The following is a 15,131-nucleotide window of genomic DNA, read 5'->3' as shown; positions in this document are numbered from 1 at the left end:
AGATGAAGAACAATATTAATGGAGACATGATGGGCACTGCTTTTTGGATTAAACGCTATCTGCTGGCCGCCGTGCCGTTGTTTGCGATACTGGCCGCCGTCGAATGGTTCAAGGGCTCGACCTCGCGCAATGACTATCTGAGCGCCGCAGTCTGGGCGTTGATGGCGGCCGCGCTGTTCACATGGAGCGCGTGGCGCCGCAATCGCGAAGCCGAGCGCGCCGCAGCAGCGCAACCCCGCAAACCCTAAGCCGATGGGGTCTGACCCCAAGGGGTCAGACCCCGGGTGGCGGTGCGGGTTTGCCTGGCCGCCTGTTGACTCAGCCGCCGGTCACCGGCGGGAAGAACGCCACCTCGGCGCCGTCGGCGACGGCGCTCTCCGCGCCGCACATGACCTGGTTGCAGGCCATGCGCAAGGCCGGGCTACCCAAAGCCTGCTGCCAGGCGTCGCCGCGCGCCGCCAGGTGCGCGCGCAGCTGGCCGACCGTCGTCACGGACGCCGGCAGGTCCAGCGTCTCGGACGAGGCGCCCACGGCTTCGCGAACACTGGCGAAAAATTTTACGGTAACAGCCATCAGTACATTAACTCGCTAAACGGAATAAACCGGACCATGTCTCCGGCGGAGATGGTGGTGCCGGGAGGGTTGTCGATCACGCCATCGCCCCAGACGGTCGATGTCAGCACGCCGGAACTCTGGTTGCTGAACAATTCGAGTCCGCCGCCCGCGTTGACACGCGCCCGCAGGAACTCGTTGCGCCTGTCGGCCTTTGGCATGTCGAAATCGGCGCGCATCTGGAATGCGCGCGGCGCGATCTCGCCGGAGACGCCCTGCAAGCGCAGGATGAACGGCCGCACGAACATCAGGAAGGTGATGAAGCTGGCCACCGGATTGCCCGGCAGGCCGAGGAAAAAGGCGTCCTTGACCTCGCCGAACGCCAGCGGCTTGCCCGGCTTGACGGCGATCAGCCACATATTCAGCTTGCCCTCCGCCTCGACCGCCGGCTTGATGTGGTCTTCCTCGCCGACGGACACGCCGCCGGAGGTGATGATCAGATCATGCCCTTGGGCGCTTTCGCGCAGCACCGAACGCGTGGCCTCGAGCGAATCGGGCACGATGCCGAAATCGGTGATCTCACAGCCCAGGTTCTCCAGCAGCGCGCGCAAGGTGAAGCGGTTGGAATTGTAGATCGCGCCCGGCGCCAGCGGCTCGCCCGGCATGGCCAGCTCGTCGCCGGTGAAGAACACGGCCACGCGCAGCTTGCGCTTGACGGGCAATTCGGCCAGGCCGACCGACGCGGCCAGCCCCAGCTCCTGGCTGCGCAGCCGCGCGCCGGCCGGCAGGATCACGCTGCCGCTGGTGATGTCCTCGCCGGCGCGGCGTATCCATTCGCCGGACCTGGGCGCGTGCTTGACGGTGACCAGGTTGCCGACCAACTCGCACTGCTCCTGCATGACGACGGCGTCCGCGCCCTCCGGTATATGGGCGCCGGTGAAGATGCGCGCGGCGGTCCCCGGCAGCAAAGGCTGGCCGACATGGCCGGCCGGTATCCGCTGCGACACCGTCAACACCGCCTCGCCGCTGGCGCAATCGGCGGCGCGTACCGCGTAGCCGTCCATCTGCGTGTTGTCCATCCCCGGCACATTCATGCCCGACACTTGAGCGTGGGCCAGGATGCGGCCGTTGGCGTTCAGCGTCGGCACCGTTTCGATGTCGGCCACGGGACGCGCGGCGGCCAGCATCAGGGCCTGCGCCTCGGCGACAGCCAGCATCGGCCTCGGTTGATGCTTGGACGGGGACAGCGGTGCGCTCATGATCACAGACCGGTGTTGGCCGCGATGTAAGCCTTCATCTTCTCGACGTCGGGCTTCATGACCACGAATTTCTGCGGCAGGTCTTCGATGTTCTCGAAGCCTTCCGGACGTTCCGCGTCCTCGCCCAGCGCATCGAGGATGGTCTCGTTGAACTTGGCCGCCAGCGCGGTCTCCAGCACGATCATCGTGACACCGGGTTCCAGGTTTTCGCGCGCGACCTTGATGCCGTCGGCGGTGTGGGTGTCGATGACGATGCCGTAGTCGTCGGCGACGTCGCGGATGGTGTTCAGGCGGTCGTCATGGGTCGACTTGCCGGACTTGAAGCCGTACTTGGACACCAGCTTGAATTCGTCGCCGTCGCTGCCAGGCTTGCCCGACAGGTCGAAGCCGCCCTGCGTCTCGACCTTGTGGAACAGCGCGCGGGTGCGCTCGCCGTCGCGGCCAACCAGATCGTAGATGAAGCGCTCGAAGTTGGACGCCTTGGAGATATCCATCGACGGGCTGCTGGTGTGATAGGTCTCGGCCGACTTGCGCACGCGGTACACGCCGGTGCGGAAGAATTCGTCGAGCACGTCGTTTTCGTTGGTGGCGGCGATCAGCTTGTCGATCGGCAGGCCCATCATGCGGGCGATGTGGCCGGCGCAGATGTTGCCGAAGTTCCCCGACGGGACGGTGAACGAGACCTTCTGCTCGTTCGACGTGGTGGCCGACAGGTAGCCGCGGAAGTAGTACACCACCTGCGCCACGACACGCGCCCAGTTGATCGAATTGACGGTGCCGATCTTCTGTTTGGTCTTGAACGGCAGGTCGTTGGACACCGCCTTGACCATGTCCTGGGCGTCGTCGAACACCCCTTCGATGGCGATGTTGAAGATGTTCGGGTCCTGGAGGCTGAACATTTGCGCGGTCTGGAAGGCGCTCATTTTCTGGTGCGGCGACAGCATGAAGACGCGGATGCCCTTCTTGCCGCGCATCGCGTATTCGGCGGCGCTGCCGGTGTCGCCGGAGGTGGCGCCGAAAATATTCAGTTCCGCGTTCTGCTTGGCCAGCGTGTACTCGAACAGATTGCCCAGCAACTGCATCGCCATGTCCTTGAAGGCCAGCGTCGGGCCGTTCGACAGCGCCTGCAGCACCAGTTTAGTGCCATTGTCGCCCTCTTCCAGCACGCGCAACGGCGTGATCTGGCTAGCCTTTTCGCCGGCGCGGGCGTTGCGGTAGACCTCCTTGGTGTAGGTCTTGGCGGTCAGCGCGCGCAGATCGGCTTCCGGAATGTCGGTCGCGAACTTCTTCAAAATCTCGAACGCCAGGTCGGCGTAGGACAGCTGGCGCCATGCGTCCAGTTCCGCGCCGGTCACCTGCGGGTAGGCCGACGGCAGGAACAGGCCGCCGTCGGCGGCCAGGCCGCCAAGCAGAATGTCCGAAAATTGTTGGGGAGACGACGAAGCGGCCGATGCGGCGGCGCGGGTAGACACGTATTGCATAGATTAGAAAGTCCGGTTGGGCTGACAAGGTTGGCTGGCAGCTATTGGCAGAACGTTACAAAGCGAGCGGATATTATAGTGCGCCTCGCCGTTTCCGGTGCGATTGCCGTTGTTTTATGGTTATGCGCAGGCCCGGACTGGCATGTTCGGTTGTCCCGCACTGGTTTGTCTGTCATTCCGGCAATATACTGGGCAGGCCACCCCCGCCATTTTCCGCCGCCGCCGCAATCGATGATGATGAAGTCCCCCGCACGCCGCAAAGCCGCCCCGTTCGCCCGCATCCTGTGGGCCTGCTTTAGCGCCCTGTTCATTGTCACCATCGCCTTCCTGCTCTACGTGTGGACCGAAAAACGCATCGACGAAGCCAACGAGCTGCGTTACGTGTCGCGCAACCTGGTCGACGAGCTGCGCCAGTCCTCCGACGACATGACCCGCATGGCGCGTACCTACGTGGCGACCGGGGACCCGCGTTACCGGCAAAATTATCAAGAAATCATCGATATCCGCGACGGCCGCAAGCCGCGCCCGCAACGCTACGACAACGTCTACTGGGATCTGGTAATCGATGAGCAGCAGCGCCCCCGGGAGGCTGGCCAGCCCGTCGCGCTCATGGTGCGGATACAGGAAACCAATTTCACGCCTGCCGAATTGTCTCTGCTAACCCGCGCCAAGGACGAATCGGACCGCCTGACGGCGATCGAGAACAAGGCGCTGGCGATGCGCGACTTCGGCGGCGACGACGCGCTGGCCGTCGCCGCCGCCCTGGCGCTGCTCTACGACGACACCTATCACCACGCCAAGGCGGCGATCATGGAGCCGATCGCCCAGGTGAACGACAGTGTCGAGCGACGCACACGCCAGGCGGTCGAATCGGCATCGTCGGCGGCCAACCTGGCCAGGGCGGCCTTCATGCTGTTCGCGCTGGCGATGCTGGCGCTGCTATGGCGCGCCAAGCGCAATCTGGATTCGGCGCTGGGATGCTCGGTCGGCCAGCTGCAAGGCGCCATCGAACGCCTCGGACACGGCGACGTCAGCGAACCGCTGGCGGTGCGCGATGGCGCCAGGGAAAGCGTCTGGACCTGGCTGGCCGGCATGCAGCAAAACCTGGCAAGGCTCGATTCGGAGCGCGGGCTGGCGCTGGCGCGCTCGCAGCGCGTCGGCCGCCTGTACGCGGCCCTGAGCCAATGCAACCAGTCCATCGTGCGCAGCACCAGCGAGCAGGAACTGTTCGACGACATCTGCGGCGCGGTGGTGACCTACGGCGGCATGTCGATGGCATGGATCGGCATGATCGACGCCGCCGGCGATGGCCAGCCGCACAACGTCTCGCCGGCGGCAAGCGCCGGCGACGGCACCGAGTACCTGAACAATCTTGGCATCTCGCTCGACGAACAGCTGCCGGAAGGGCGCGGGCCGATCGGCGTGTGCCACCGCAGCGGGGAGCCGTACTGGTGCCAGGACTTCCTGAAGTCGCCGGAAACCGCGCCATGGCACGCGCGCGCGGCGCGCTATGGCTGGGCGGCGTCGGCCCACCTGCCGCTGCGGCGCCAGGGCCGGATCGTCGGCTTCTTCTCCGCCTATTCCACCACCCCGGAGGTATTCGACGCCGAGGTGCGCGACCTGTTCGTCGAAATGGCGCTCGACATCGAATTCGCGCTGAAGAACTTCGACCACGAACGCAAACGCGAGCTGACCGAGGCCTCGCTGCGCAAAAGCGAGCAGCATCTGCGCACAATCATCGAGACCGAACCGGAATGCATCAAGGTGGTGGATGCGCACGGCCGGCTGCTGGAGATGAACGCGGCGGGCCTGAAGATCCTCGAGGCGGAATCGCTGGAGGAGCTACAGAAGCACGTGCTGACGGACCTGATCCTGCCCGACTACCGCGACGCCTTCATCGCCCTGCACCAGCGCGTGATCAACGGCGAGAACGGCCATCTGGAATTCCGGGTCCAGGGCCTGAAGGGCGGCCAGCGCTGGCTCGAGACTCACGCCGCGCCGATGAACGGCGCCGACGGCGAGCAGCGCATGCTGCTCGGTATCACGCGCGACATCACCGACCGCAAATTGGCCGACGAGCGGATTCAGTACCTGGCGCATTTCGATCCGCTGACCGGCCTGCCGAACCGCGCGCAGCTGCAGGAGCACACGCTGCACTCGCTGGCGCTGGCGCGCCGCAACCGCGAATCGATGGCGCTGATGATGCTCGACCTGGATCACTTCAAGGACATCAACGACTCGCTCGGCCACAGCGTCGGCGACGGCCTGCTGTGCGAGCTGGCCAAGCGGCTGCGCCAGGGCCTGCGCGAGGAGGACATCGTGGCGCGCCTGGGCGGCGACGAATTCATCTTCGTGCTGCAAAAAGCGGAGTCGCAGGACGCCGCCGAAGTGGCGCGCAAGCTGATGGAACTGATCGGCCAGCCTTTCCGCGTCGGCACGCACGACCTGAAGGTGACAGCGTCGATCGGCATCGCCTTGTATCCGGCCGACGGCGCCGACATGGAAACGCTGCTGCAGCGCGCCGACGCCGCCATGTACCAGGTCAAGCACGCGGGGCGGGCCGACTTCCGCTTCTTCACCGCCGCCATGCAGCAGCGGGCGGCGCGGCATCTGCAATTGGTCAATGCGCTGCGCTACGCGCTGGAGCGCGACCAGCTGCAGGTGGTGTATCAGCCGCAGGTGTCGCTGCCGGACCAGCGCATCATCGGCGCCGAGGCGTTGCTGCGCTGGTCGACGCCGGAGCTTGGCGTGGTGTCACCGACCGAGTTCATCCCCGCCGCAGAGGAAAGCGGGCTGATACTGCCGATCGGCGCGTGGGTGCTGCGCCAGGCGGTGCGGCAGGCGCGCGCATGGCTGGACGACGGCCTGCCGCCGCTGGTCATGGCGGTCAACCTGTCGGCGACGCAGTTCCGCAATACCGATCTGCCGGAGTTGATCACGCAGATCCTGCAGGAGGAAGGTTTGCCGCCCGAGTATCTGGAGCTGGAGCTTACGGAGGGCGTGGCGCTGAACGATCCGCAAGGCGCGATCGCCATGATGAACAACCTGCACGAGCGCGGAATCAGGATGTCGATCGACGATTTCGGCACCGGCTATTCGTCGCTCAGTCACTTGAAGAAGTTCAAGGTATACAAGCTGAAGATCGACAAGTCGTTCGTGCGCGATATCAGCACCGACGCGGAGGACAAGGCGATCGTCAGCGCCATCATCAACATGGCGCGCAGCCTGGGCCTGAAGACGATTGCGGAGGGCGTGGAAACGGCCGAACAGCTGGAGTTCCTCCAGCAGCAGCATTGCAACGAGATGCAGGGATATTACTTCAGCAAGCCGGTGCCGGAACAGGCGTTCCGGCAGCTGATGCTGGAGCTGGTCGCGTAAGTTTGCGCGTCAGCAGGCCGCGTGGTTGACGGTGATGACGTGGATCGCCAGGCCGCCGAGCGAGGTTTCCTTGTACTTGGCCTGCATGTCGGCGCCGGTCTGGCGCATCGTTTCGATCACTTCATCGAGGCTGACGAAATGGGTGCCGTCGCCCTTCAATGCCAGCGACGCCGCCGTAATCGCCTTGACCGCGCCCATGCCGTTACGCTCGATGCAGGGGATCTGCACCAACCCGCCGATCGGGTCGCAGGTCATGCCGAGATGGTGCTCGATGCCGATTTCGGCGGCGTTCTCGATCTGGTTGTTGGAACCGCCCAGCGCCGCCACCAGGCCCGCCGCCGCCATCGCGCACGCCACGCCAACCTCACCCTGGCAACCGATTTCCGCCCCCGAGATCGACGCGTTACGCTTGCACAGCATGCCGATGGCCGCAGCGGTCAGCATGAAGTCGCGGATACCGGTGACCGGGTCGCTTGGCTTGCAGTCCTCCGCGTAGTAGCGCAGCACCGCCGGAATGATGCCGGCCGCGCCGTTGGTCGGCGCCGTGACCACGCGCCCGCCGGCCGCGTTTTCCTCGTTGACGGCCATCGCGTACAGGCTGACCTGGTGCAGCGCGTCGTGCGGCAATTGGTTCGCCTGGCTGGCGCTGGATTGCGATTGCGTCCACAAATCGGCCGCGCGCCGCTTGACGTTCAAACCGCCCGGCAACCGGCCGGCCGTGTCCAGGCCATGGGCGATGCAGTCGCGCATAACGTGCCAGATCTTGTCGATGCCGGCGTTCAGTTCATCCTCGCTGCGCTTGCGGCGTTCGTTCGCGCGCAGCATTTGCGGGATTGTCAGGCCGCTTCTCTCGCCATGCGCCAGCAGCTGGTCCATCGTATCGAACGGGTACGGAATCGACGGAGTGTGATCTGCGCCTTCGCCGCTCGAAGGCATCTGCGGCGCTTCGCCCTCCTCCTTGATGAAGCCACCGCCGACCGAGTAATATACTTTGCTGGTGGTGGAACCGTCGGCGCGGTTCAGCGTGAAACGCATGCCGTTGGGGTGTTCGGCGAGCGACTCGGCCATATGGAAGACCAGGTGCTTGCCGCGCTTGAACGGCACCGTGCGGGTACCCAGCAGCTTTAACTCTCCCGCCGCTTCGGCGTCGGCCAGTTGGGCGTCGACCCGGGTTGGCACCGCGTCCTGCGGGGTTTCGCCCATCAGGCCGAGAATCACCGCCTTGTCGGTCGCGTGGCCAATGCCGGTGAGCGCCAAGGAGCCATACAACTCGGCACTCACCTCGGTGACATCGTCCAGCGGAGCGCAGTCGAGCAGGAAGCGGCGCGCCGCCACCATCGGTCCCACCGTGTGGGAGCTCGACGGCCCGATGCCGATCTTGAACAAATCGAATACGCTCATGTCCATCAGTTGTCTCTCTTTTTTATAGTATAGATTTACGCGGCCGCATTACGCCGCTTTGCTCAGACTGACGTCGACATTGGCCAGCATGTCGGTCACCATCTCCTCGATGCCGATGCGGGCCTTCCAGCCCCAGTCGGCCGTCGCGGTGGCGTCGTCCAGGCTTTGCGGCCACGTGTCGGCGATGGCTTGGCGGCTATCCGGCTTGTAGCCGATCTTAAAATCAGGCACGGCGCGCGTGACGGCGGCGGCCAGCTGCTCCGGGTTGAAGGACACGCCGGCGACGTTGTAGGCCGAGCGGACCTTCACCTGTCCGGCCGGCGCTTCCATCAATTCGATGGTGGCGCGGATGGCATCGGGCATGTAGATCATCGGCAGCGTGGTCTGCGGGCCGAGGAAGCACTCATAGCGCTCGCCGCGCAGCGCGGAATGGAAGATCGCGATCGCATAATCGGTGGTGCCGCCGCCCGGTGGCGACTTGTAGCTGATGATGCCAGGGTAGCGGATGCTGCGCACGTCGACGCCGTACTTGATGAAGTAATACTCGCACAGGCGCTCGCCGGCCAGCTTGCTTATGCCGTAGATCGTGGTCGGGTCCATCACCGTCGTTTGCGGCGTGTTCACAGCCGGCGTGTTCGGGCCGAAGGCGGCGATCGACGACGGCCAGAAGACCTTGAGCGGCTTGCCGATGATGCCGCGCTCGCGCGCCACCTCCAGAATGTTCAGCAAGCCGTCCATGTTCAACGTCCAGGCCTTCAGCGGCGCCGCTTCGCCGGTGGCCGACAGCATCGCCGCCAGTTGGTACACCTGGGTGATGCCCTCCTCCGTCACCAGGGTGGCCAGCGCCTGCTTGTCCAGCACATTGAGCGGCGTGTAGCGCGCCGCGTTATACAGATTGGTCGGGCTGATGTCGCTGGCGATGACGTTCTGCTCACCGTGTCTGGCGGCCAGCGCCTCCACCAGTTCACTGCCGATTTGGCCGTTGGCGCCGATGACGAGGATGCGTTGTTGTTCCATTTTGATTCCTGACTGTTTTATTTTTTAAGCAGGCCAAGCTCTGTGCCCGCCTGTTCGAATGCTTTGAGCACGGTGTCCAGCTGTTCGCGGGTATGCGCGGCAGACAATTGGACACGCACGCGCGCCTGGCCCATCGGGACCACCGGGTAGAAGAAGCCGCTGAGCAGAACGCCCAGCTCATACATTCGTGCCGCGAATTTCTGGGCGACGGGCGCATCGAACAACATGACAGGAACCACAGGGTGCGTACCCGGCTTGATAGTGAAGCCGATACGCTCGATCTCCTTGCGGAAGTAGGCGGTGTTCTCGTGCAGGCGGTCGCGCAGTTCGGTCGACTGCGACAGCCGCTCCAGCACCGCCAGCGAGGCGCCGGCGATCGATGGCGCCAGCGTGTTGGAGAACAGGTAAGGACGAGATTTCTGGCGCAGCATGTCGATCACCTCCTTGCGGGCGGACGTGAAGCCGCCCATCGCGCCGCCCAGGGCCTTGCCCAGGGTACCCGTGATGATGTCGACGCGGCCCATGACGTTGTGGTGCTCGTGGGTGCCGCGGCCGGTCGCGCCCATGAAGCCGGAGGCGTGGCACTCGTCGATCATCACCAGCGCACCGTATTTGTCGGCCAGATCGCAGATCTTGTCCAGCTGGGCGATGGTGCCGTCCATCGAGAACACGCCGTCGGTCACGATGACTTTATGGCGCTTGTCGGCGGCCGCTTGCAACTGCGCTTCCAGGTCGGCCATATCGTTGTGGGCGTAGCGGAAGCGCGCGGCTTTGCACAGGCGGATGCCGTCGATGATGGAGGCGTGGTTCAACGCGTCCGAGATGATGGCGTCGTTCTCGTCGAACAGCGGCTCGAACACGCCGCCGTTGGCGTCGAAGGCGGCCGCGTACAGGATCGTGTCTTCGGTGCCGAGGAATTTGGAGATCGCCTGTTCCAGTTGCTTGTGCACGGTCTGGGTACCGCAGATGAAACGCACCGACGACAGGCCATAGCCGTATTTTTCGGTCGCCTCGATCGATGCCTTGGCGACCCACTCCTCGCCGGACAGGCCCAGGTAGTTGTTGGCGCACATATTGATCAGCGTACGGCCATCCTGCGCGACCACTTCGGAACCCTGGCGCGAAGCAAGCACGCGCTCCGGCTTGTACAGGCCCTGATCGCGCAATTGATCGAGGTTTTGCTGCAGGCCGCTGAAGAAGGTGCTTTTTGCTTGGTCGCTCATGATGGTCCTTGTATGTGGTACGATTTCAGCAGATTTTCACTGCGTTATAAGAAATCCGTTATGTCGAACTCAAATTCAATATATCGAATCTTACAGAGAACCAGTGAACTGCGCAAGACGGAAGCATGCGGTTCTGGCCGCGTTTTTCCGACAGATTTACTTAGAATTTAGCCTATCCGCCGAATAAAACAATGAAAACACCTGTTTCGACGAACGCACCACCCGAGGTCGGCGCCGCCCTGCAACGTCTGCGCCTCGCGCGAGGCCTCACTTTGGAAGACCTGTCTCGCATCGCGGGGGTCTCCAAGTCGATGCTGTCGCAGATCGAACGCGAGAAGGCCAATCCGACCATCGCCATCACGTGGCGGCTATCGAACGCGCTGGGGGTGCAGATCGGCGAACTGCTGGCGACGGCGGAGAAGGAATCCGAGACCATCCGCGTGCTCGACGCCCACGAAACCCCCACGCTGCCCGGCAATCATGCCGGCTACGTGCTGCGCATCCTCGGGCCGATGGAGCTGGCGGGTAAGTATGAATGGTATGAGCTGACCTTGTCGCCCGGTGGGGAGCTGGCGTCGCAAGGGCACGATCCCGGGGCGCAGGAGCATGTCACGCTGCTGCATGGGTCGGTCGAAGTGGAAGTGGGTAACACCAAGAAAAAGGTCAAACTGGGCGGCACCGCGCGCTACCCGGGCGACCAGCAGCACACCATCCGCAACGTCGGCAAGACCGAGGCGAAGGCGCTGCTGGTTGTTATACATCGGTGACAGGGATCGCTGCGGTGGCGGCTCGTGGCGGATTACGCTTCGCTAATCCGCCCTACGTGTCTCCTCAGGCACGCTAACTCAATGATCCACGGAGACACGTAGGGCGGATTAGCCGGAACGGCGTAATCCGCCACGAGCCGCCACCGGCCTGGAAAACTACCACGCCTACCAGTTCGACTCCCGCTCCGGCGTGGAGCTGATGCGGTGGATGGCCAGGTCGGCCCCCTGGAACTCGTCCTCGGGATCGAGGCGCAAACCCATCGTGGCTTTCAACACGCCATAGATGGCAAAGCCGCCCGCCAGCGCGATCACCACGCCCAACACCGTCCCCGACAACTGCGCGGCGAACGACACACCGCCCATCCCGCCCAGCGCCTTCAACCCGAAGATACCTGCGGCGATCCCGCCCCAGGCGCCGCACAGGCCATGCAGCGGCCAAACGCCGAGCACATCGTCGATCTTCCACTTGTTTTGTGCGAGCGTGAACATCCAGACGAAGATGGCGCCGGCGATACCGCCCGTCACCAGAGCGCCCATCGGATGCATCAGGTCCGATCCGGCGCACACCGCCACCAATCCGGCCAGCGGCCCGTTATAAGCGAAGCCGGGATCGTTTTTCCCCATCAGCAGCGCAACCAGCGTACCACCAACCATCGCCATCAGCGAATTGACCGCCACCAGGCCATTCATCTTGTCCAGCGACTGCGCGCTCATGACATTGAAGCCGAACCAGCCGACCGTCAGAATCCACGCGCCCAGCGCCAGGAACGGAATCGACGACGGCGGATGCGCGGCGATCGCGCCGTTCTTCATATAGCGCCCGCGCCGCGCGCCAAGTAAAAGCACCGCCGGCAGCGCGATCCATCCGCCCACGGCATGCACCACCACCGAACCGGCGAAGTCGTGGAACTCGGCGCCGAAGGCCTGCAGCAGCCACTCCTGGATGCCGAAGCGGCGGTTCCAGACGATCCCCTCAAAGAACGGATACACGAAGCCGACCAGCAGCGCGGTGGCGATCAGCTGTGGATGGAAGCGCGCGCGCTCCGCGATGCCGCCCGAGATGATGGCCGGGATGGCCGCCGCGAACGTCAGCAGGAAGAAGAATTTGACCAGCTCATAGCCGTTTTTGGCCGCCAGCACGTCGGCCGAGGAGAAGAAATTGACGCCGTAGGCGATGCTGTAACCGACGAAGAAGTAAGCGATGGTCGACACCGCGAAATCCACCAGGATCTTCACCAGCGCGTTGACCTGGTTCTTCTTGCGCACGGTGCCCAACTCCAGGAACGCGAAGCCGGCGTGCATCGCCAAAATCATGATGGCGCCTAGCAAAATGAACAATGCATCGGCGCCGTCTTTGTGTAATCCCATCAAAATCACTCCCCAAAATAATGCACGATCTGAAAACCAATACGCTTATAAGCAATATTTGTTCCAGATTGGTGCAGATTTTAAGTCCATGATTTAACTATATTTTGTTTTGGCGGTGGCGAACGCACCATGCACGTGCGCACCGAAAAATGGCATCATTTTGGTGCGCACGTTGTGGAATTACCTGCCGCCTAGATCGGTGCGCCAGGCGGCACCGGGGGCGCCGCGCGCAATTTGACGCTGCGCGGGTCCTTCAGGTAGGCGGTAATCATCTCGGCCGCTTCCTTGCGGCTAGTGGCTGTCACGCCCTTGCCGGGATTCTTTTGCAGCCATTGCGCCAGTTCGCGCACCGATTGCGTGACTTCGGCCGCCACATTCGGATGCAGCTTGCCACCGTCCAGTAAATTGAGTACCCCGTCGACCAGCACCCAGTTGGACGCCAGCTGCACCGCCTCGCCGCCAACCACCGATGCCGGCACAGGCTCGCGCTTCCAGGTCTTTTGCAGCAGCAGCGACAGCACCTCCTGCACGCCGGGCTGCTGCGCGTCGCGCGCATGCTGCCAGGAGAGACGATTGACGCGGCCCGGGTCCAGCAGGAATCCAGCCGTTTGCGCGGCGCCCGCCTCGGCGATCGAGAAGGCGTCGAACACGGAACCCATGCGGGTGGTGAAGTATTCGCGGCCACGATCATGCCCCATCGCCGGTGGCGTCAGCACATCGAGCACGTTGGCGGGCAGAGACAGATATTCGGCGCGCAGGCTGTCGGCAAGCCGGTTCAACGCCTGGCGCTGCACGTTCGCCGGCGTGACCTTGACGCCCGCCTTGCCGATGCCTGCTTTGACGTCGCCGCTGGTGGTGTAGTCGAAATCGCCACCGCCGATCAGGCGCGCCACAGCCTCGCCCTGGTAGCGTTGCAGCAGGTAGACCGGCACCAGGCGCGCTTCGAGCTCGCCGATCTGGCGCGCATCCGGCAGCACGTCGACCGAAAAGGTCTGCAGCGCGCGCTGGCGCACGGCGCCCAGTTGATCCCAAGTCTTGATCGTATCCGGGCCGAAGTCCCACAGCAGGCCGTCCGGGTGGCTGGCGCCCGGCGTGCGGTCGTCCTGATCGCTGGAGTACAACAGGCCGGCGGCCTTGGCGTCGCCCCGCAGTTTGGCCAGCGCGGCCTCCTCCTGCGCGCCGCCGCCGAAATCTCCATAGACGTATTTGACGATGTAATCGTCCCACGGGCCGACGCCCACGCCATACGCGTCGGCCAGGTCGACTTCGCCCTGGGCGTTGAGTTTCAGGATCGGATGCGGATAGTCCATCACCGAGCCGTTGCCATTGCCGGTGCGGCTGGCGGCGAAGTTGTGCGCGAAGCCCAGTGTGTGACCGACTTCGTGCGCCGACAATTGGCGCAGGCGCGCCAATGCCATCTCCTCGGCCAGCTTGTGTTTGTCCGCCGGTGCGTTTTTTCCGTAAGGCGCGAGCAGGCTTTCGGCGATCAGGATGTCCTGCCGCACGCGCTGCGATCCGAGCGTGACGGCGCCGCGAATAATCTCGCCGGTGCGCGGATCGGCCAGCGCGTTCCCGTAGGACCAGCCGCGCGTGGCGCGGTGCACCCAGTGGATCACGTTGTAGCGGATGTCCATGGCGTCGACGCCTTCGGGCAGCAGCTCGACCCGGTAGGCATCCTTGAAGCCGGCCTTTTCGAAGGCGCTGGCCCACCATGAGGCACCCTGCAGCAGCGCGCTGCGCACCGGTTCCGGCGCGCCCCGGTCGACGTAGTACACGATCGGTTTCTTGACCGTGCTGACCGCCGCCGACGGATCGGTCTTTTCGAGCCGGTGCCGCACCTGCCAGTGCACGTCGATGCTGCTGGCAAGCGGCGTGGCGAAGTCGTAGTAGTTGACGTCGAAGCCGCCGGAGAACGGATGATAGCTGCGCGGCCGCCAGCCGGCCTGGCCGTCGATCTTCGGCAGGCGCACCATGCTGATACGCTGGCGCATCGACAGGCTGGCGGGATCGGCGGCGACTTGACGCACGTATTCCGCCTGGCCAGGTCCGGCGAAGGTCAGCAGCGATTCGAGTTCCACATTGTCGGGAAAGGCTTTGGCCTGTTCGGCCAGCACCGCGCTGCGCGCCGCATCGACCTGATAGGCGCCTTGTTTGGCAGCCGCCAGCCGGGCGGCGATGCCGTGGCGGTCGGCCAGCAGGAAGCTGGAGAAGTCGACCAGGTGCGCGCCGCCGTCGCTGGCGAGGATCTCGCCCGACCACAGCACGGCGCTGGCGAACGATTCCTTGACGGCGGCCCGTTCGTCCTTGTCCGCCGACGCAGCGATGTAGGCCGTGTTGTCCTGAACCAGAAACAGCTTGGCGCCATGCTTTTCGAAACGGACCATGCGCATGTCGCCGGCCTGGCCCCGATCAAGGCCGACATCATTCGAGCCCAGTGCGTATGGCAGGGAACTCAGTAGCAGGAATGGCTGCTCCAGCGACGCCACCGACAGCAGCACCCTGCCCTTGGCCGCGTCGCGCCAGACGTCGATGAAGCCCGGTTGCGATTGCAGGCCGCGCGTGACGTCCGCAACCGATTTGGCGGACGCCGACGCGCCGCCGGAATTGTTGGATTGCGCCAGCGCCGGCGCCACCGGCGCAGCGCCCAACATTATGAGAGCGAGCAGCAGTGGCCCGGCGGCTGGC

The 15,131-nt window shown here is 64.3% G+C and carries 11 protein-coding genes; 3 read left to right on the top strand and 8 right to left on the bottom strand.

What is annotated here, in order from left to right; translation table 11 throughout:
- Window positions 1-29: 29 nt before the first annotated feature.
- On the top strand, window positions 30-248 hold the full coding sequence (locus AC0IYS_RS14910; RefSeq protein WP_471705880.1) for a hypothetical protein: 219 nt from the start codon (window positions 30-32) through the stop codon (window positions 246-248).
- 70 nt (window positions 249-318) lie between these two features.
- Here the strand turns inward: AC0IYS_RS14910 and moaD are convergent, their stop codons facing one another.
- Genes moaD through thrC form a run of 3 tightly spaced genes read right to left on the bottom strand, consistent with a single transcriptional unit; the run spans window position 319 to window position 3,292 of the window.
- Complete coding sequence (gene moaD, locus AC0IYS_RS14905; protein ID WP_471705879.1) at window positions 319-573, bottom strand: molybdopterin converting factor subunit 1; 255 nt, start codon at window positions 571-573, stop codon at window positions 319-321.
- A complete protein-coding gene (locus AC0IYS_RS14900) occupies window positions 573-1,811 on the bottom strand; it encodes a molybdopterin molybdotransferase MoeA (protein ID WP_471705878.1) in 1,239 nt (412 codons plus the stop codon). The genes moaD and AC0IYS_RS14900 overlap by 1 nt, the downstream gene beginning before the upstream one ends.
- Window positions 1,812-1,813: 2 nt before the next feature.
- Window positions 1,814-3,292, bottom strand: coding sequence for a threonine synthase (gene thrC / locus AC0IYS_RS14895; RefSeq protein ID WP_471705877.1), 1,479 nt, complete (start codon window positions 3,290-3,292; stop codon window positions 1,814-1,816).
- A 234-nt stretch (window positions 3,293-3,526) separates the two neighbouring features.
- Here thrC and AC0IYS_RS14890 point away from each other — a divergent pair, with 234 nt between their 5' ends.
- Entirely contained in the window at window positions 3,527-6,670 is a 3,144-nt protein-coding gene (locus AC0IYS_RS14890; protein ID WP_471705876.1) for a bifunctional diguanylate cyclase/phosphodiesterase, read from the top strand.
- A 9-nt stretch (window positions 6,671-6,679) separates the two neighbouring features.
- Here the strand turns inward: AC0IYS_RS14890 and AC0IYS_RS14885 are convergent, their stop codons facing one another.
- From AC0IYS_RS14885 to kbl, 3 genes are read right to left on the bottom strand one after another with little or no spacing between them, the layout of a single operon-like run.
- Complete coding sequence (locus AC0IYS_RS14885; RefSeq protein WP_471705875.1) at window positions 6,680-8,077, bottom strand: L-serine ammonia-lyase; 1,398 nt, start codon at window positions 8,075-8,077, stop codon at window positions 6,680-6,682.
- Between the two features lie 42 nt (window positions 8,078-8,119).
- Window positions 8,120-9,088, bottom strand: a complete 969-nt coding sequence (locus tag AC0IYS_RS14880; RefSeq protein ID WP_471705874.1) for an NAD-dependent epimerase/dehydratase family protein — start codon at window positions 9,086-9,088, stop codon at window positions 8,120-8,122.
- Between the two features lie 17 nt (window positions 9,089-9,105).
- Window positions 9,106-10,311, bottom strand: coding sequence for a glycine C-acetyltransferase (gene kbl, locus AC0IYS_RS14875; protein WP_363509289.1), 1,206 nt, complete (start codon window positions 10,309-10,311; stop codon window positions 9,106-9,108).
- A 191-nt stretch (window positions 10,312-10,502) separates the two neighbouring features.
- On the opposite strand from kbl, the gene AC0IYS_RS14870 reads away from it, so the two are divergent.
- Window positions 10,503-11,078: a helix-turn-helix domain-containing protein gene (locus AC0IYS_RS14870; RefSeq protein WP_090319117.1), complete on the top strand. Its 576-nt coding sequence runs from the start codon at window positions 10,503-10,505 to the stop codon at window positions 11,076-11,078.
- A gap of 165 nt (window positions 11,079-11,243) precedes the next feature.
- Here AC0IYS_RS14870 and AC0IYS_RS14865 read toward each other — a convergent pair whose 3' ends face one another.
- Entirely contained in the window at window positions 11,244-12,446 is a 1,203-nt protein-coding gene (locus AC0IYS_RS14865) for an ammonium transporter (RefSeq protein ID WP_471705873.1), read from the bottom strand.
- A 191-nt stretch (window positions 12,447-12,637) separates the two neighbouring features.
- Entirely contained in the window at window positions 12,638-15,097 is a 2,460-nt protein-coding gene (locus tag AC0IYS_RS14860) for a zinc-dependent metalloprotease (RefSeq protein ID WP_471705872.1), read from the bottom strand.
- Window positions 15,098-15,131: the final 34 nt, after the last annotated feature.

It is taken from the genome of Duganella sp. AC237 (assembly GCF_979254035.1).
The sequence above is the reverse complement of the archived record's forward strand: the minus strand, read 5'-3'. Positions and strand labels throughout refer to the sequence as shown.

Bases quoted from the DNA above. Each gene is read 5' to 3' on its own strand.
- AC0IYS_RS14880 (WP_471705874.1), bottom strand. From the start codon at position 9,088: ATGGAACAACAACGCATCCTCGTCATCGGCGCCAACGGCCAAATCGGC.
- AC0IYS_RS14865 (WP_471705873.1), bottom strand. From the start codon at position 12,446: ATGGGATTACACAAAGACGGCGCCGATGCATTGTTCATTTTGCTAGGC.
- AC0IYS_RS14910 (WP_471705880.1), top strand. From the start codon at position 30: ATGGGCACTGCTTTTTGGATTAAACGCTATCTGCTGGCCGCCGTGCCG.
- AC0IYS_RS14900 (WP_471705878.1), bottom strand. From the start codon at position 1,811: ATGAGCGCACCGCTGTCCCCGTCCAAGCATCAACCGAGGCCGATGCTG.
- AC0IYS_RS14885 (WP_471705875.1), bottom strand. From the start codon at position 8,077: ATGGACATGAGCGTATTCGATTTGTTCAAGATCGGCATCGGGCCGTCG.
- AC0IYS_RS14860 (WP_471705872.1), bottom strand. From the start codon at position 15,097: ATGTTGGGCGCTGCGCCGGTGGCGCCGGCGCTGGCGCAATCCAACAAT.
- moaD (WP_471705879.1), bottom strand. From the start codon at position 573: ATGGCTGTTACCGTAAAATTTTTCGCCAGTGTTCGCGAAGCCGTGGGC.
- thrC (WP_471705877.1), bottom strand. From the start codon at position 3,292: ATGCAATACGTGTCTACCCGCGCCGCCGCATCGGCCGCTTCGTCGTCT.
- AC0IYS_RS14870 (WP_090319117.1), top strand. From the start codon at position 10,503: ATGAAAACACCTGTTTCGACGAACGCACCACCCGAGGTCGGCGCCGCC.
- kbl (WP_363509289.1), bottom strand. From the start codon at position 10,311: ATGAGCGACCAAGCAAAAAGCACCTTCTTCAGCGGCCTGCAGCAAAAC.
- AC0IYS_RS14890 (WP_471705876.1), top strand. From the start codon at position 3,527: ATGATGAAGTCCCCCGCACGCCGCAAAGCCGCCCCGTTCGCCCGCATC.